Raw genomic sequence first — 16354 nt, 5'->3', positions numbered from 1 at the left:
ACGCTCTCTGCGCGGCTGCAGTTGTCGATGCCCTGCCTTTCTCCTAAAGGTCAGTGATACATGGTGGGGCGTTTTGCTATTGCCAGTCCCCGTCGATCTCCGATCTGACATTCCAGGCGGCTTTTATATGAAGAGTGATGGGCTTGCGAGCCAAAACCCTTGGATAGTGCGCCATGCGATGACCCTCGTGACGGTCATTGCCATCGTGGCCTATATCCTGTTCATCCAGTGGTTCTTTGGCTGGGAGCAGATCATCGGGCTCTGGCGGGAGACCGGCTGGACGACGCCGCTGGTTGCGATGGCGCTTCTCCTCGTCACCTATGTGCTGCGCACCTGGCGCATTCGCGATTATTTTCCGCGCGAGACGGGCGGGCATTTCAGGCTGTTGCTGCGGCTGGTGCAGGTCCACAACCTCCTCAACATCATGCTGCCCTTTCGAAGCGGCGAGATGAGCTTTCCGTTGTTGATGAAGCGCGAATTCGGCCTTTCCATTGCCAGAGCCAGTTCGGCGCTTCTGGTCATGCGGCTGCTGGACCTGCATGCGCTGCTGGCGGCGGCCGGCATCGGTCTTGCGCTGCAGGCAACGCATGCCGTCGCCTGGCTGGCGTGGTGCCTGTTTGCGCTGATGCCAGCCATCGGCTTTGCCGCCCGAAGGCCGCTGTTTCGCCTGTTGCACGGCAGCCTGCCGGCACGGCTCGAGGCGCTGCTGGTGGAAATCGAGGCGGGCCTGCCGCCCACCACCACCGCCTTCCTGCGTGCCTGGGCCGCAACGCTGATCAACTGGTTCGTCAAGATCATCGTGGTGGCCTGGGTGCTGGTGCTTCTGGGCGGACTTGCCGTTCCCGCCGGCTTCGGCGGCGCGCTCGGCGGTGAGCTTTCCTCCGTCCTGCCGCTCCATGCGCCGGGCGGCGTTGGAACCTATCCAGCCGGCATCACCGCCGGTGCGCTCGCCTTCGGCAGCCCGCATGACGGCGAGGCGATGGCGGCCCTGGGCAAGGCCGCCGTCAACGCCCATTTGATGATCATCATGACATCCGTTGCCGGAACCCTGCTGGCGATGATGGTCGCCGGGCGGACGAAAACCGCGCCATAGGCTCGGCGGGTCCACGCCTCTTCGTCATCCGCGTGGTGCCGTCTTTCGCAACGGCAGACGGGGGTGGGCGTGATCCCCCCGCCTTTGCGGCATCGCCCGTCGCTTACTGGAATGCCGTCTCGTAAAAGCTGCGCAGTTTTCGCGAATGCAGCGTTTCCGTCGGCATGGCCGCCAGTTTCTGCACGGCGCGAATGCCGATCTTCAGGTGCTGGCGCACCTGCGTGCGGTAAAATTCCGTCGCCATGCCCGGCAGCTTCAGTTCGCCGTGCAGGGGCTTGTCGGAGACGCAGAGCAGCGTGCCATAGGGCACGCGGAAGCGGAAACCATTGGCCGCAATCGTTGCAGATTCCATGTCGAGTGCGATCGCGCGCGCCTGCGACAGGCGTTTCACCGGTCCGCGCTGGTCGCGCAGTTCCCAGTTGCGGTTGTCGATGGTGGCAACGGTGCCGGTGCGCATGATGCGCTTCAGCTCAAAGCCTTCAAGACCGGTGATTTCCTCCACCGCATCCTCCAGCGCCTTCTGCACCTCGGCAAGTGCCGGGATCGGCACCCAGACGGGCAGGTCGTCGTCGAGCACGTGGTCCTCGCGCATATAGGCATGCGCCAGCACGTAATCGCCAAGGCGCTGGCTGTTGCGAAGCCCCGCGCAGTGGCCGACCATCAGCCAGGCATGCGGGCGCAGCACCGCGATATGGTCGGTGATCGTCTTGGCGTTGGACGGCCCGACACCGATATTGACCAGCGTGATGCCGGCATGGCCCTTCTTCTTCAGGTGATAGGCCGGCATCTGCGGCAGGCGGGCAATCGGTTCCGGTGCCGTGCCGCTGCCCGGCAGGGTGACGAGATTGCCCGGCTCGACAAAGGCCGTATAGCCCTCGCCGCCGTTCGCCATCAGTTCGCGGGCAAAGGCCGCGAATTCGTCGATGTAGAACTGGTAATTGGTAAACAGCACGAAATTCTGGAAATGCTCGGCGCTGGTGGCCGTATAATGGCTGAGGCGCGCCAGCGAATAATCGATGCGCTGGGCGGTAAACGGCGCAAGCGGCGCCGGTTCGCCGGGCACCTGGTCATATTCGCCATTGGCAATCAGGTCATCGGTCGTATTGAGATCGGGCGTATCGAACAGGTCGCGCAGCGGCATGTCGTTCAGCACCGTCGAAGACGAGGCCTCGACATGGGCGCCTTCGCCGAAGGCAAAGTGCAGGGGGATCGGCGTGGTCGATTCCGACACCGTCACCGGCACATGGTGGTTGCGCATCAAAAGGCCCAGTTGCTCCTTCAGGTAATGGCGGAACAGTTTGGGCCGGGTGATAGTGGTGGTGTAGACGCCGGGCGCCGTGACATGGCCATAGGACAGGCGCGAATCGACATGGCCGAAACTGCTGGTTTCGATGCTGACCTGTGGATAGCAGGCGCGGTAGCGGCCGCGCACGGCACCGCCCTGCGCCAGATCATCGAAGCCGCTAATCAGGAAGGCCGTGTTGCGCTCGTAAAGGGCGGCAAGGGCATCGACCGCCTTGACGGGATCGTCAAAGCTTTGCGCCTCGAAAGGCTCCGGGCTGATGCAGTGGGCGGGTGCGAAAGGCAGGATGTGTTTGCTCATGATGCATTATAAGGCGCTCTTGCTAACAAGCAAATTACGCTTTTCCGTCGTTTTGTAGGATCTTTGATGGCGCTTTGCGTGACGCTGGCCGTGCAACAGGCCGGCCATGGCGCGCTTCACGCCTTTTGTACTTCCGGGTCCCGCGATGGGCCTTTAAAGCCTGGTCCAGGTCTGCGCCTTGCAGAAGACCGCAAGCACGCAGCCCTTCATCTTCAGCGCATTTCCGGTGACGGCGCCGGAGCCGGCATAGGTCTTGTCGTTTTCTGGGTCGGTGATCTCGCCGGTATAGTCGTTGCCCTTGCCGTCCATGCGGCCGATTTGCCGGCCGGCGAACTTGCCCGTCTTCAGCGTCACGCAGAAGGACTTGCCGCAGGGGGCGATGACGGCCGTCTCGCCGCTTGCGGTTTTCCAGCTGCCCTCGATCGGCTCCGCCGCCTGCGAAACCGGGGCCAGTGCCAGGACAAGGCCAGCGGCCAGCATTGCTTTGCGAAACATCCCGTCTCTCCTCTCTTTCCATCCCCGCCTTCCGGCATCGACGCGTGTGGCCGTTCCTCTCCTCCAGAAGATCGTCTCAGCGCCCACGTCAAAAAGCTAGCTGACGCTCACGTAAAGGTAAACAGGAATTGCGGGTGGCTTCAGCCCTTTGCGATGGTGTCGCGCTTCGCCTCTGTCGGCCCGGCGCAAAACAGGGTGAGCAAAGGGTAAAGATGCCATGGTGAACAGCGGGTAAACCAGATCCGAAAATCCTTAATTTGCAAGGGCTGCGATGTTTAACGAAAAGCGAGGTTTACCAGCCGTTTAGATTCTGTTTTCAGCAAATTAAGCATGCATTTTAGACAAATTTTGAAGCCCGTGCGGCACACTGAAGTCATCAAACGAGCAGGAAAACCTGCCGGTCGAAAAGATCGCAAAAGCCGCAGAGACGGCAGATCCGGACGGCGCCCTTCAAGGGCAAGACAAACAGGGTTCGTTACAACAGGCACTGAAACAGGGATCGACGCAATGGCACACTTTGACATGAACAATTCGGATATAACCGCCATGGGCACGGAAGCTCGCGCCGAGACCTTCTGCGACATGGGCCTGAAATATGCGACCGGACGCGGTTGTCCGGTCGATCTGGTGGCGGCGCACAAGTGGCTTAACATTGCTGCCATCCGCGGCTCCGACCGGGCGGCCGAGCTTCGCGCCGATCTGTCGCAGTCGATGACGAAGATGCAGCTGGCCGAAGCGCTGCGGGCCGCCCGCGACTGGATGACCATGCACTGAACCGGGCGACAACCGCCCGGATCGGATCTTGTTCAAAAGCCGCGCATCGTCGCGGCTTTTGCCTGTTTTGGGATACTCAGCCGAGCGAGGCCAGAACCTGCGGCAGTGCCTCTGCCAACAGAGCCATATCCGCTTCCGGCCCGGTGCTCACCCGGATGCAGCGGTTGAGCGGGGCGACACCCGGCATGCGGATGAAGACGCCATGGTCCATCAGCCCGTCGACGATCGCACGCGCATAGGTGCCGTCGCGTCCGCAATCGATCGCCACGAAATTGGTGGCAGACGGCAGCGGCGAAAGCCCGTTCTCAAGCGCGATTGCGGCAATCGTGTCGCGCGAGCGGGCAATGCGCGCCGTTACCTCCGCGAGGTAATCCTGGTCCTGCAAGGCCGCAAGCGCTGCGGCCACGCTGATCCGCGCCATGCCGAAATGGTGGCGGATCTTGTCGAAGGATTTTGCATTCTCCGGCGTCGTCACCGCATAGCCGACGCGCGCGCCGGCAAGCCCATAGGCCTTGGAGAAGGTGCGCGTGCGCATGACGTTCGGTTGATCGAGAAGGGACGCGATGGATGGCGTCGTGCCCGCGGGCGCCGTTTCGCAATAGGCTTCGTCCAGGATGAGAAGGCAGGTTTCCGGCAGGGCCCTGGCAAAGGCTGCAACGCTTTCGCCATCCCACCAGCTTCCCATCGGATTGTCGGGATTGGCCAGATAGACCAGCTGCGCGTTTTCGCGGCGCACCAGATCGAGGAGGCCGGCGAGATCCTCGCGGTCGTCCACATAAGGCGTCGTCACCAGCCGGCCGCCATAGCCGCTCACATGAAAGTTGAAGGTGGGATAGGCGCCGAGCGAGGTGACGACCGGCGTTCCCTCCTGAACGATCATGCGGGCGATGTGGCCGAGCAGCGAATCGACGCCCTCACCCACGGCAATATTGTCTGCCCCGCAGCCGAGATGCGCCGCAAGCGCCTGCTTGAGGGCAAAGTTCTCCGGGTCGGCATATTTCCACGTCTCGGACGCCGCCTCGCCGATGGCCCGCAGCACGGAAGGCGCCGGGCCGAAGCCGCTTTCATTGGCCCCGATGCGCGCCTTGACGCTCAGTCCGCGGCTGCGCTCGATGGCTTCGGGGCCGACAAAGGGCACGGTTGTGGGCAGCTGGCTGACAAGGGGAGTGAAACGCGTAAACGCCGACATGCTGAACGTCCGATGTAAGGAAAACCTGACGCCAGCATAGGTGCGTTTGACGCCCGTGCAAGGCCGCTGTGGCGCTGGGCGGTTCGCCCAACGTCGCAAGACCGGCCTCCCATCAGCGCATCAATGATTCGAATCGAAGCTCACGCGGATCACATGGTGGAGAAAATCGGCGTCGATCAGCATGTTGAAGCCGACGGTCACCTTCTCCTCTTCGCGGCGAATCAGCGTGCAGCCGATCTCGTCGCGAATGCCGAGGATCTCCAGGAAGAAGTTTTTGGGCACCGAGAGGCTGGGGCTCACCTCCAGCTGGGCGCCATACAGCGAGATCTTGCGCACTAGGCAGCGCATCTGCTGCGCGGTGCTGAGGCGATGCCCGACGAAAATGATCTTGCCGGGGCGGTCGATGTCGAATTTTTCAAACACCTCGTCATGAGGAATGAACGGTTTTGTATCTCTGACGATGTTCAAGGGCATGTAACCCTCCCATGACTGCGACAATCCAATGACTGCGACGATCCGATCTTGACCGTATAGTGATGATACATCTTGAAGGTGAATGATAAAATACCGCTGAACAGGTCAGTTTTTGTCAGTGGTTTCCATGCCTTGACTGTCTTTGAGCGGCGCGGTTGACGAAGGCCGGGCAGGGCGCTACCCCAGAGGCCGTGCACGCCATGTGCCGCGCGGTTCGGCACCGGCTTTGCCAAGGAGAAAAGACAGTGTCGGACAAGCTGGTGATCATCGGGGGCGGGCAGGCAGGCTTTTCGCTGGCCGCAAAGTTGCGTGCGCTGAAGGACGAACGTCCCATTACCATGATCAGCGCGGAAGCCGTGCCGCCCTACCAGCGCCCGCCGCTGTCGAAAAAATACCTCCTCGGCGAGATGGAGTTTTCAAGACTGCTGCTGCGCCCCCCAAGCTGGTTTGACGAGAATGCCGTGGAGTTGCGGCTTGCAACCTTTGTCGAGGAGATCGACCGGGCCGCCCGCACGGTGCGCCTGCAGGATGGCACGCGGCTCGATTACGGCACGCTGGTTCTGGCAACGGGGGCCACGCCGCGCACCCTGCCGGCGGCCATCGGCGGCGATCTCGACGGTGTCTATGTCATGCGCGACAAGCGCGACGCAGACCGTCTCGCCGGCGAAATGCTCGCCGGACGCCGGGTGCTCGTCATCGGCGGCGGCTATATCGGGCTCGAGGCGGCGGCGGTTGCCCGTCACAAGGGGCTCGAGGTGACACTCATCGAAATGGCCGAGCGCATCCTCAACCGCGTCGCCGCCCGCGAAACCGCCGACATCATCCGCGCCATTCATCTGGACCACGGCGTGGATCTGCGCGAATCGACCGGGCTTCGGCGCCTGATCGGTACGAATGGCCATGTCAGCGGCGCCGAGCTTTCCGATGGAACGGTTCTCGACGTGGATTTCGTCATTGTCGGCATCGGCGTGACGGCGAACGACATGCTGGCAAAGACCGCCGGCCTTGAGGTGGCAAACGGAATAACGGTCGATTCGTTTGCCCGCACCTCCGATCCGCAGATCCTTGCCGTCGGAGATTGCGTGAGTCTTCCTTATGAAGGAGCGCAGATTCGGCTCGAATCAGTGCAGAACGCCGTGGACCAGGCCGAATCGGCCGCAGCCACGCTTGCCGGTGCCGCAACACCTTATCTGCCCAAGCCCTGGTTCTGGTCGGATCAGTATGACGTCAAGCTGCAGATCGCCGGCTTCAACCAGGGATATGATGAAACGCGCCTGCGCCCGGGCGCACGCGAGGGGGCGGCCTCCGTCTGGTATTTTCGAGAGGGCCGGTTCATCGCCGTCGATGCCATCAATGATGCGAAAGCCTATGTGACGGGCAAGAAACTGCTCGAGCTTGGCCGGCAGCCGGATGCGGCGATTCTGGCCGATGCGGCGCAAGACCTGAAACTGCTGCTGGCCTGAAAGCCTTTCGGCGCGGTGCTTTACCGGGATTTGCGGGCTTTCCTTTGGGATTTGTGACGAAACGCCGGAAAATGCCTTGCAATCGCCGGCCGACCGCAATAATCACCTCCCCACCGGAGAGGTGGCCGAGTGGTCGAAGGCGCTCCCCTGCTAAGGGAGTATACCAGAAATGGTATCGTGGGTTCGAATCCCATCCTCTCCGCCACGCAACTGCCGTGGCAGAAGCCGCCTTGAAAGGCGGCTCTTCTATTTTTCCCTAATCTTGATTTGCTGCGTCGATGATGGAGCCTCATCCGTAAAGCCGGATAGCGCGCATCGGACGTAACATCCTGTGGCTTAAGGACTTTCTTAAGCAAACGTAAATTTCTCTCCCCGTCGCCTCACGCTTTTGTGTCCTTTTCGCAACAGGGGTTTCTTAAGCATCTGCATCGGAACGGAACGGGTTCAGTTCACGATTGCATGAGTAAGTCTCTCTTGTATGTTCACCATCAGAAGCGGCGGTGGATCGTTGTCTTCTAAAGAACCGACGGGGATGGGGCAGGGAATGCTGTCCTTCAGCCAAAAAACCCAGACCCTTACGAAACTTTGACTGGAGGTCAATATGAACATCAAGAGCCTTCTTCTCGGCTCCGCTGCAGCTCTCGCTGCAGTATCTGGCGCACAGGCTGCTGACGCTATCGTCGCTGCTGAGCCCGAGCCCATGGAATACGTTCGCGTTTGCGACGCTTTCGGCGCCGGCTTCTTCTACATCCCGGGTTCTGAAACCTGCCTCAAGATCGGCGGCTACGTTCGTTTCCAGACGAACATCGGTCGTGACGCTTCCAACGGTGGTACGCCGAGCGCCACTTCCACGTCGGACTGGGATTCCTTCACGCGCGCCCAGCTCGAAATCGACACCCGTTCGGACACCGAATTCGGCGCCCTGCGCGGCTTCATCGGCCTGCGTGGTGACGCGGATAACGGCAGCAGCCGTGGCGTTAACGTCGATCAGGCCTTCATCGAAATCGGTGGCCTGAAGGTTGGTTACTACTACAACTGGTGGGACGATGGTCTCTCTGGCGAAACCGACGATCTGGCAGCTGGCACGACCCGATTCAACTCCATTCGTTACACCTACACGGCTGGCGCTGCATACGCTGGTGTGGCTGTTGACGAACTCGAAGGCGTTGCTCGTCCGGGCGAAACCGACAACAACGTCGGCATCGAAGCCATCGTTGGTGGCAAGTTCGGTCCGGCTGCTGTTGCGCTGCTCGGCGGCTACGACACCGACCAGAGCGAAGGCGCTGTTCGCATTATCGCTACGGCTGACCTCGGCCCGGGCACGCTCGGCCTGGCTGGCGTATGGGCAAGTGGCCCGAACGCTTACTACGACACGTCGGAGTGGGCAGTCGCTGTTGAATACGCTGTGAAGGTCACCGACAAGTTCAAGATCACCCCCGGCTTCCAGTACTACGACAGCCTGAAGAATGCTGCCGGCACGGACTTCGGCGACAACAACGCTTGGAAGGCTGGTCTGACGTTCGACTACCAGCTCGCCAAGAACCTGTCCGCCAAGGCTTCGGTTCAGTACCTCGATCCGGACAACGCTTCGGAAAGCTGGTCTGGTTACCTGCGCCTGCAGCGCGCATTCTAATCTGATCTAACCATCAGATGAACGGAAAGCCCGGCTTCACGCCGGGCTTTTTGTTTTGGATCGAGGCGCGTCGGGCGGGATGTCGCACGCAAATCCCCATGGCGCGGCGGCCCTCACGCCAGCCTGTAGGCCAAAACTCGTCACTCTGGCGAAATCGAGGAATATTATCGGCTGCTTTTTGGTGGGCGCCCTTGAGATTCGTAAAAGCTGGCAGCGGCGTGTCCAATGGGTCGTGCGCGTAGACGCCTGGCTGCGTCCATTGCGAAGCTACCTCAGGCCCATGACGCTTGCTTACCCGACACCTGCGACCTCGTGGGCGAGGACTATGCAATTCACGCTTACGGATTTTGCTCTTGTTCAGGGTCCACGTGGATGTATGGCATCTTGTCGAGTGTTTGGCATCGATTCTTCGCGGTGCAGGTTGCGCGTGGAGAGCCGTGCATGACGAACGTCATGCGTTTGCGGCTGAGCGCCAGAGGCTGGTGCATGCGTTGCCGCTTGCTGAACTCACCGGTGAGTCGTGCAACTGAGTCGGCAGCCGGAGACGCAGCCCGCGAGTCGGCTGACAATTTTGCGAAAATGCGTCCGCTATTGATGAACGAATTGCCGTCACAATGTGCTGAGGGTGAACAATATCCTTAAGGAATTTAACAGGTTAGGCGCAAATGTGGCGGCACTGTGCGCTGCAATAAGGCTGGATGCCTAAAAAAAAGGCGGCCGTTGGTGACTCTGTCACGAAAGCGCAACACATTGTCTGCTGCGGACCGTGGAACGACAAATTCGGGACGTTTTTAATTTTCCCCGTCCGGCGATCGGTGGTTAGATAACAGCAATTCAGGCGACGGTTCGTTACCTGATTGTTTCTAAACAACGTCCCGAGGAAAAATCATGAACTTTAGAGCTGTCGTCCTGAGCTCGGTTGCCGCACTGTCGTTCGGCTCCGCCTCCTACGCCGCTGATGCCATCGTGGCTGCAGAACCTGAGCCCATGGAATATGTCCGTGTTTGCGACGCCTTCGGCGCCGGCTTCTTCTACATCCCGGGCTCGGAAACCTGCCTCAAGATCGGCGGTTACGTTCGTTTCCAGACCGATTTCGGCCGCGCTCTGTCGGGCACGTCAGACTGGAACTCCTTCACCCGCGCTCAGCTTGAGCTCGATACCCGCTCTGACACCGAACTTGGTGCCGTTCGTGGCTTCATTGGCCTGCGCGGCAATGCCGACAATTCGTCCGATCGCGGCGTCAACGTCGACCAGGCCTTCATCGAAGTTGCTGGCCTGAAGGTTGGTTACTTCTACAGCTGGTGGGATGACGATCTGTCCGGCGAAACGGATATCCTGTCGTCCAACACGACGCAGTACAATGCCGTTCGTTACACCTACACGGCTGGCGCCTTCTACGCTGGTATCGCTGCTGAAGAGCTGGAAGGCCGCCTTGCTGGCGACGTGACGGGAAGCTTCAACAACCTCGGCGTTCCGAGCGCATACATTGCTAAGGCTGATAACAATGTCGGCATCAGCGGCACGGTAGGCTTTGCTGCAGGCCCGGTCACGGCTAACCTGATCGGCTCCTACGACACCGACGCTGAAAACGGTGCAATCCGTGGTATCGCTTCGGCCAAGATCGGCCCCGGCACCGCAAGCATCGCTGCTGTATGGGCAAGCGGCGCAAACGCCTACTACGAAGAATCCGAGTGGACGGTTGCTGCTGAATACGCTCTGGCCGTCAACGACAAGCTCAGCATCACCCCCGGCTTCCAGTACTTCGGTACGGTTGACGTCAATTCCTCGGGCGACTTCACCGGCAGCCGCGATGCATGGCGCGCTGGCGTAACGCTGGACTACAAGCTGGCTGAAAACCTCACCACCAAGATTGCTGCTAACTATCAGGATATCGATGGTTCGCGTGCAAACGGCGGCGGCGACTCCTGGACGGGCTTCTTCCGTCTGCAGCGCGGCTTCTGAGGTCAGCCTCAGGAAGGCTTGATGCCTTCAGTGCCCAAACTTCGAAACCCGCCTCACAAGGGCGGGTTTTTTGTTGTTATCTCCTACCGCGATGTGATCCTCGGCGTTGCGACGGCCCAATAAAGGCAAAGCGTTGGAGATGCTCGTGACAAGCCCGAGCATGACGGAGGAATGCAAAGGCAATTTCGGCACCCTGATCGTCGTGGCGCCGCGACCTCATGCGCCGGGCATCAGTTCGCCTGATACAAAAATGTTCTGATCGCGGCGGGCAGGTCACCAAGATGCAGCAGCGGAGCGTGGCCCTGGCCCGATGCGGTGATCACGGTGAGGGAAGGGCGGTGCTCTGTCATGCGTGCAACCGTCTCCGGCGTCAGAAGCTTTGAATGCGCACCGCGAATCATCATCATCGGCACGTCTGGAAAGGCATCGAACTGGGGCCAGAGCGCCGGGAGCGGTTGGGTGAGGTCGAGACTTGCAAAGCCCTCGGCAATCGCCGGGTCGCAATCAGGCTCCAGCCCGCCCTCCCGCTCCGCATAGACCGCGTGGGCAAGGGTTCTCCAGTCGGCCTCGGCAAGGGCCGGGAAGTCGGTTCCGTGTAGGCTTTTCAGCAGCGCCTCCGCCTCGGCCCAGGATGTCGGCCATACCGGTGAGCGCAGATAGGCCTGGATCTGGCGCAGTCCCTCCACACCCAGTTCCGGTCCGATATCATTGAGGATGACGGCAGAGATTCGCTGCGGCGCAAGACCCGTCAGCACATGCAGGATGAGACCGCCGCGCGAGGTGCCGATAAAGGCGGCCTTGTCGATGCCGCAGCTGTCGAGCACCGTCAGAAGGTCCTGCGCTTCGACGACCGGCGTATAGGTTGCCGGGTCGGTGGCGCGCTGCGAACTGCCGCGCCCGCGGTAATCGATGGCGATCACCCGGCGCGGCTTCTCGCTATCTTCTGCAATCGTTTCGGCGATCTCGTGAAAGTCGCGAGCGTTACGGGTGAGCCCCGGAAGGCAAACGAGGGGAAGCCCGTCCGATCCGGCGCGCGCATCGTAGATCCGGTAGCCGAGCCTCAAGCCGTCCCCGGCCGTGACATACTGCTGCAGCCATTCCATGACACACTGCCTCCCATTGCCATTCCCCAAGGCTAGCCGATCGGAGGCTGGAAGGGCAGGGCAAATTTGATCGCCTGAGGGATGGCGTCAGCGTCGGCCGAATCTGAGGTCGTCCTCGATATCGGCGCTCTGGCCAAGGCGTGTCTTGTAGACCTGATAGTTTTCCATCACGCGCTGCACATAGTTGCGGGTTTCCGGAAAAGGAATGCGCTCGATCCAGTCGACCACCTCGTCCAGAGACTTGCCGCGCGGATCGCCGTATCGCTCGATCCATTCGGGAACGCGGCGCGGGCCGGCATTGTAGGCAATGAAGGTGAGGATGTAGGAGCCGCCAAAACTGTCGATCTGTTCGCCGAGATAATGCGCGCCAAGCGTGGCGTTATAGCCGGGGTCGTTGGTCAGCCTTGCCGGTGTGAACGTCATGCCGTGACGGGTGGCGACACCCTTTGCCGTGCCCGGCAGGATCTGCAGGAGGCCGCGTGCATCGGCGGATGAAACAGCGGCCGGGTTGAAGGCGCTTTCCTGGCGCGCGATCGCATAGGCCAGCGCCTTGCCGGAGCCTTCGATATGGGCGCTCGCCGGAATGACGCCGATCGGAAAGGCGAGTGCCGCCACATCGATGCCGCGGTTGAAGGCCGATTTCCCGATCTGCAGCGAAAGCGCATGGTTGAAATTGCGCTCGGCGCGGGCGGCGAGGATCGCGAGTTCCCCGGGGCTCGTCAGCTGGTCGGCAAGGGCCCGGTAAAGGGCGTCGGCCCGCTCGTTGTGGCCGCTCGCATCCAGCCGGTCGATCGCCCGCACCGCCTCGCGCGCATCAAAGGTCCGCCGGTCGCTCGGCGTCGGCACCGGATAGGAGACATTGATCGATTTCGTCTTCAGGCGTGCCGCCGCCAGCTGGCCATAAAAGGTTGCCGGATAGCGGGCAGCCTTGGCGTAGAATTCCGACGCGTGGCCCGTGCCGCCCTGTTCTGCCGCGCGGCCCAGCCAGTAGAGCGCGCGCGAGGCCGACAGCGGTCGCGAGGAGGCGGAAAGGATGCGTTCGAAATGTTTTGCAGCCGTTGCCGGATCGTTCAGCCCGCGCAGCGCATACCAGCCGGCATGAAATTCGGCGTCGACGACATCCACCGTGTTTTTGGCGTCATGACCGGCCGCGATGCGGTAGGCTTCGCGGAGGTCTCCCTTGTCGGCAAGGCCGCGGGCGATGATGCGTCGCTCATTCCACCATTCGGTGGAGTTCACCTGCTCGCTGTGGTCGCGCGGTGTCCGCTCCATCACGGCCGCCGCCTCGGCATAGCGATCCTGCTGGCGCAGATACTCGATGCGGGCAAACTGGTAGGCCGGATCGCGCGCAAAGCCGGAGCCGGCCGCATCAAGAAGTGCACCGGCATTTTTGGCCTTGCCGATCACCGCGCTCCAGGCGGCGTAGAGCGGCTGGGCATGGCCGAGCCCGGCAAACCGCTTCGCTTGCGCCGTGCGGCCGCGATACATCAGGTAATCCATCCGCGCCCGGTGATCGGAGATCGAGATCAACGGCAGAAATTCGGCAAGGATGCGATCCTCCAGATCCTTGTCGAGGCCGTAGCCCGTCCAGAACGGCCGCAGGGTCGCGGATGCCTGCGCTGCTTTTCCGGTCGCAACCAGCGCGCGGGCAAGAAGAATGGCGCCTTGCGGCGTTTCCGGCGCAGTGCGGCCAAAGGCGGCCAGCACCTCGCCGGTCGAGGGGTCCTCGTTAAACAGTGCCCGTTCCGAAGCGCCGCGCAGCCGGCCAAGACCCGGCCAGCCCTGCAGTTCGCTTTCGGCCGCGGCAATCTCCTGCGAGGGCACAGTGCGAAGGCCGGAGGTGACGATCGCCCAGGTCATCAGATGGCGGTCGAGCGATCCCTCCGTAAGCCCGTCGCGCACGGCAAGCGCATTGGCAACGTCATTGGCCGACAGAAAGTCCAGGCCCGCCTTCAGCTGGGTGGTCGGTAGCGTGGCTTCGGGACGCACGGCCGCGCGGGATATGGAGCCAGTATATTCCGGCACGGACACGCGCTCCAGCGCCGCCGGCCGCTCGATCGGCAGCGGCACGGACCCATCCGGCAAAGGTGCGGCCGCGAGACTTCCCGCGCAAAGGCAAAGCCCCAGGCCCCCTGACAGAAACGACTTTCTCATCCTTCAATCCGCGGCAAGAATTCTTCTATCCTATTAGTTGACGTGATGATTAACAGAGGCTTACCAAAACACGGCGCGGGGCGGATTTCCCGATCACGATCCGCTCAGAAACCGGAAAGACCCTGCTTGTTTCAACCTATTGGCCGCACTATGGTGCCCGCCACATTATCAGACAATACGGCCGAAGCATGAAGAGCGGTCGTTCGGGAGTTATCGCATGTTCAAGGGGTCCATGCCCGCGCTTGTCACGCCGTTCACCGACGCAGGCGCGGTGGACGAGGATGCTTTTGCCGCTCACGTCGAGTGGCAGATCACCGAGGGCAGCACCGGCCTCGTGCCGGTTGGCACGACCGGCGAATCGCCGACGCTGTCGCATGCGGAGCACAAGCGCGTCATCGAATTGTGCATCGAGGTTGCGGCAAAGCGCGTGCCCGTCGTGGCCGGCGCCGGCTCCAATAACACACGCGAGGCAATCGAGCTTGCCCAGCATGCCGAACAGGCCGGCGCCGACGGCCTGCTGGTCGTCACCCCCTATTACAACAAGCCGACGCAGAAGGGGCTGATCGCCCATTATGCCGCAATCGCCGATGCCGTGTCGCTGCCGATCATCATCTACAACATCCCCGGCCGCTCCGTCATCGACATGACGCCGGAGACGATGGGTGCGCTGGTGAAGGCCCATTCAAACATCGTCGGCGTCAAGGATGCGACCGGCAAGATCGAGCGCGTCTCCGAACAGCGCATGACCTGCGGCCCGTCTTTCGTGCAGCTCTCGGGCGAGGATGCGACCGCGCTCGGCTTCAACGCCCATGGCGGCGTCGGCTGCATCTCGGTGTCCGCCAATGTCGCGCCCCGGCTCTGTGCCGAATTCCAGCAGGCGACCCTTGCCGGTGATTACGCGCGCGCGCTCGACTATCAGGACCGGCTGATGCCGCTGCACAAGGCGATCTTCATGGAGCCTGGCGTCTGCGGGGCAAAATATGCCCTCTGGCGTATCCGGGGGCTGAACCGCACGGTGCGCTCGCCGCTCATGTCGAGCCTCGAAGCGTCCACGGAAGCGGCCATCGATAACGCCCTGCGCCATGCCGGCCTGTTGAACTGACGGCCTATCGGCGCCGAAAGGCCGCGGTTTGGCGGCCCGGCTTTTCTTCGGGGCTGCGGAGCACTACATAGGGGAAGATGGCCGCTCCGGCGGCCCAAACGGACTTCCTCAGACACTCAGACGGATCGGATGAGCTTCCATGGCACCCAGGGGCAGCCAGCGCGTCGTAAACAAGATCGTTGCGGAAAACCGCAAAGCGCGCTTCAACTACGAGATCATCGACACCTACGAGGCCGGCATCGTGCTGACCGGCACGGAGGTCAAATCCCTGCGGGACGGCAAGGCGAATATCGCCGAATCCTATGCGTCCGATGAAGGCGAGGAAATCTGGCTGATCAATTCGCATCTGCCGGAATATCTGCAGGCGAACCGCTTCAACCATGAGCCGCGCCGACGCCGCAAGCTTCTGCTCAACAAGCGCGAGATCAACCGGCTGCGCGTCGGCATCAACCGCGAGGGCATGACGCTCGTGCCGCTGAAGATCTATTTCAACGAAAAGGGTCGGGCGAAGCTGGAACTGGCGCTGGCCAAGGGCAAGAAGCTGCACGACAAGCGCGAGACCGAGAAGGAACGCGACTGGAACCGGCAGAAGAGCCGGCTTTTGAAAACCGGCTGACGCTTCTGCCGCTTTTCCTGTCATCATCAAGGCCGTGGTGCGATGTGCCCCACGGCCTTTTTCATGTTTTTTGGAGCTGGCTCCTTTTAACGCCCGCCAAATCCCATCGCCATCATCGATGCGGCCCGGTGTGCCTCGCGCAGAAGTTCATCCTGCCGGCGGGCGCGGTCTCTTGCGTCGTGAAACCCCTCGCGGCCGTCCTCAAGCCCGATATCGCGCAACTGATAATCGTTGAGCCCCACGGTCGAATTACGCTTGGTGCGGCGGCGAACGATCCAGAACAGGCCGGGAAAAGCAAAGAGGCGACGGATGCGGTTGCCCGGCATCGTCTCGGTTGCTGGCAAGATTTCTGCGGTCTGGTCGATCGTGCGCATGGCTCACTCCTTGTCGATGAGGCACGAAATAGTGTTCCCGTTCTGCCGGTCGGGCAGCGGGCAACGGTGATGGGTTGGGGGTTGCGGGTGTCGCCTCAGAGGCGGCTGCGGGAAATTGTCGCAGAAGGACCCATTCGTCCAGCAAATGTTTTGAATGATATCCATCAGCCGGATTGATTCTTCTCCCGGGCCGCCACGCGACGGGGAGGTGGCAGGTGCCGGGCTGATCAGCACACAGAGCACGGCGGACCTGTCTGCGATCAGAATTCTCGTTACGCTTTAAACGGCCATTAAGGTTAGCGATGCATAAATTTGGACA

The 16354-nt window shown here is 61.5% G+C and carries 14 protein-coding genes and 1 tRNA gene; 8 read left to right on the top strand and 7 right to left on the bottom strand.

Annotation, left to right across the window (positions count from 1 at the left end):
* Positions 1–178: 178 nt before the first annotated feature.
* Complete coding sequence (locus tag J2858_RS01850; protein ID WP_245365515.1) at positions 179–1093, top strand: lysylphosphatidylglycerol synthase domain-containing protein; 915 nt, start codon at positions 179–181, stop codon at positions 1091–1093.
* Positions 1094–1196: 103 nt separating this feature from the next.
* Here the strand turns inward: J2858_RS01850 and amn are convergent, their stop codons facing one another.
* Positions 1197–2696 carry an AMP nucleosidase gene (amn, locus tag J2858_RS01845; RefSeq protein WP_210103044.1) on the bottom strand — a complete coding sequence of 500 codons (1500 nt, stop codon included), beginning with the start codon at positions 2694–2696 and terminating at the stop codon, positions 1197–1199.
* A 153-nt stretch (positions 2697–2849) separates the two neighbouring features.
* Positions 2850–3191, bottom strand: coding sequence for a DUF2147 domain-containing protein (locus tag J2858_RS01840; RefSeq protein WP_210103043.1), 342 nt, complete (start codon positions 3189–3191; stop codon positions 2850–2852).
* Between the two features lie 507 nt (positions 3192–3698).
* Between J2858_RS01840 and J2858_RS01835 the strand changes: the two genes are divergently transcribed.
* The gene (locus tag J2858_RS01835; protein WP_210103042.1) at positions 3699–3965 is read left to right on the top strand and encodes a sel1 repeat family protein; all 267 of its coding nucleotides are present in this window, start codon (positions 3699–3701) and stop codon (positions 3963–3965) included.
* A gap of 76 nt (positions 3966–4041) precedes the next feature.
* On the opposite strand, the gene J2858_RS01830 is transcribed toward J2858_RS01835, so the two are convergent.
* Both J2858_RS01830 and J2858_RS01825 read right to left on the bottom strand, forming a co-directional pair.
* Positions 4042–5154: a pyridoxal phosphate-dependent aminotransferase gene (locus J2858_RS01830; protein ID WP_210103041.1), complete on the bottom strand. Its 1113-nt coding sequence runs from the start codon at positions 5152–5154 to the stop codon at positions 4042–4044.
* 120 nt (positions 5155–5274) lie between these two features.
* Positions 5275–5628 (bottom strand): hypothetical protein, encoded by a 354-nt coding sequence (locus tag J2858_RS01825; protein WP_210103040.1) that lies wholly within the window; start codon positions 5626–5628, stop codon positions 5275–5277.
* Positions 5629–5873: 245 nt separating this feature from the next.
* Here J2858_RS01825 and J2858_RS01820 point away from each other — a divergent pair, with 245 nt between their 5' ends.
* From J2858_RS01820 to J2858_RS01805, 4 genes are all read left to right on the top strand, one after another.
* Positions 5874–7091, top strand: coding sequence for an NAD(P)/FAD-dependent oxidoreductase (locus tag J2858_RS01820; protein ID WP_210103039.1), 1218 nt, complete (start codon positions 5874–5876; stop codon positions 7089–7091).
* A gap of 115 nt (positions 7092–7206) precedes the next feature.
* Positions 7207–7296 (top strand) — tRNA-Ser (locus J2858_RS01815).
* A 396-nt stretch (positions 7297–7692) separates the two neighbouring features.
* Positions 7693–8724: a porin gene (locus tag J2858_RS01810; RefSeq protein ID WP_210103038.1), complete on the top strand. Its 1032-nt coding sequence runs from the start codon at positions 7693–7695 to the stop codon at positions 8722–8724.
* A gap of 888 nt (positions 8725–9612) precedes the next feature.
* Positions 9613–10686, top strand: a complete 1074-nt coding sequence (locus J2858_RS01805; protein WP_210103037.1) for a porin — start codon at positions 9613–9615, stop codon at positions 10684–10686.
* A 230-nt stretch (positions 10687–10916) separates the two neighbouring features.
* On the opposite strand, the gene J2858_RS01800 is transcribed toward J2858_RS01805, so the two are convergent.
* Positions 10917–11789 carry an alpha/beta fold hydrolase gene (locus J2858_RS01800; protein WP_210103036.1) on the bottom strand — a complete coding sequence of 291 codons (873 nt, stop codon included), beginning with the start codon at positions 11787–11789 and terminating at the stop codon, positions 10917–10919.
* Positions 11790–11876: 87 nt separating this feature from the next.
* Positions 11877–13943 carry a lytic transglycosylase domain-containing protein gene (locus J2858_RS01795; protein WP_210103035.1) on the bottom strand — a complete coding sequence of 689 codons (2067 nt, stop codon included), beginning with the start codon at positions 13941–13943 and terminating at the stop codon, positions 11877–11879.
* Positions 13944–14160: 217 nt separating this feature from the next.
* Here J2858_RS01795 and dapA point away from each other — a divergent pair, with 217 nt between their 5' ends.
* Both dapA and smpB read left to right on the top strand, forming a co-directional pair.
* The gene (dapA, locus tag J2858_RS01790; RefSeq protein ID WP_210103034.1) at positions 14161–15045 is read left to right on the top strand and encodes a 4-hydroxy-tetrahydrodipicolinate synthase; all 885 of its coding nucleotides are present in this window, start codon (positions 14161–14163) and stop codon (positions 15043–15045) included.
* A gap of 139 nt (positions 15046–15184) precedes the next feature.
* Positions 15185–15661: an SsrA-binding protein SmpB gene (smpB, locus tag J2858_RS01785; protein WP_210103033.1), complete on the top strand. Its 477-nt coding sequence runs from the start codon at positions 15185–15187 to the stop codon at positions 15659–15661.
* An 86-nt stretch (positions 15662–15747) separates the two neighbouring features.
* On the opposite strand, the gene J2858_RS01780 is transcribed toward smpB, so the two are convergent.
* Positions 15748–16035, bottom strand: a complete 288-nt coding sequence (locus tag J2858_RS01780) for a hypothetical protein (protein ID WP_210103032.1) — start codon at positions 16033–16035, stop codon at positions 15748–15750.
* Positions 16036–16354 lie beyond the last annotated feature (319 nt).

The organism is Neorhizobium galegae (genome assembly GCF_017877135.1).
In the GTDB taxonomy this organism is placed as follows: Bacteria; Pseudomonadota; Alphaproteobacteria; order Rhizobiales; family Rhizobiaceae; genus Neorhizobium; species Neorhizobium galegae_A.
This window is presented reverse-complemented; position numbering and strand designations above follow the sequence as displayed.

What these genes read in the sequence shown, in the direction of transcription:
- J2858_RS01850 (WP_245365515.1), top strand. Translation starts at nt 179, where the DNA reads ATGACCCTCGTGACGGTCATTGCCATCGTGGCCTATATCCTGTTCATC.
- amn (WP_210103044.1), bottom strand. Translation starts at nt 2,696, where the DNA reads ATGAGCAAACACATCCTGCCTTTCGCACCCGCCCACTGCATCAGCCCG.
- J2858_RS01840 (WP_210103043.1), bottom strand. Translation starts at nt 3,191, where the DNA reads ATGTTTCGCAAAGCAATGCTGGCCGCTGGCCTTGTCCTGGCACTGGCC.
- J2858_RS01835 (WP_210103042.1), top strand. Translation starts at nt 3,699, where the DNA reads ATGGCACACTTTGACATGAACAATTCGGATATAACCGCCATGGGCACG.
- J2858_RS01830 (WP_210103041.1), bottom strand. Translation starts at nt 5,154, where the DNA reads ATGTCGGCGTTTACGCGTTTCACTCCCCTTGTCAGCCAGCTGCCCACA.
- J2858_RS01825 (WP_210103040.1), bottom strand. Translation starts at nt 5,628, where the DNA reads ATGCCCTTGAACATCGTCAGAGATACAAAACCGTTCATTCCTCATGAC.
- J2858_RS01810 (WP_210103038.1), top strand. Translation starts at nt 7,693, where the DNA reads ATGAACATCAAGAGCCTTCTTCTCGGCTCCGCTGCAGCTCTCGCTGCA.
- J2858_RS01805 (WP_210103037.1), top strand. Translation starts at nt 9,613, where the DNA reads ATGAACTTTAGAGCTGTCGTCCTGAGCTCGGTTGCCGCACTGTCGTTC.
- J2858_RS01800 (WP_210103036.1), bottom strand. Translation starts at nt 11,789, where the DNA reads ATGGAATGGCTGCAGCAGTATGTCACGGCCGGGGACGGCTTGAGGCTC.
- J2858_RS01795 (WP_210103035.1), bottom strand. Translation starts at nt 13,943, where the DNA reads ATGAGAAAGTCGTTTCTGTCAGGGGGCCTGGGGCTTTGCCTTTGCGCG.
- dapA (WP_210103034.1), top strand. Translation starts at nt 14,161, where the DNA reads ATGTTCAAGGGGTCCATGCCCGCGCTTGTCACGCCGTTCACCGACGCA.
- smpB (WP_210103033.1), top strand. Translation starts at nt 15,185, where the DNA reads ATGGCACCCAGGGGCAGCCAGCGCGTCGTAAACAAGATCGTTGCGGAA.
- J2858_RS01780 (WP_210103032.1), bottom strand. Translation starts at nt 16,035, where the DNA reads ATGCGCACGATCGACCAGACCGCAGAAATCTTGCCAGCAACCGAGACG.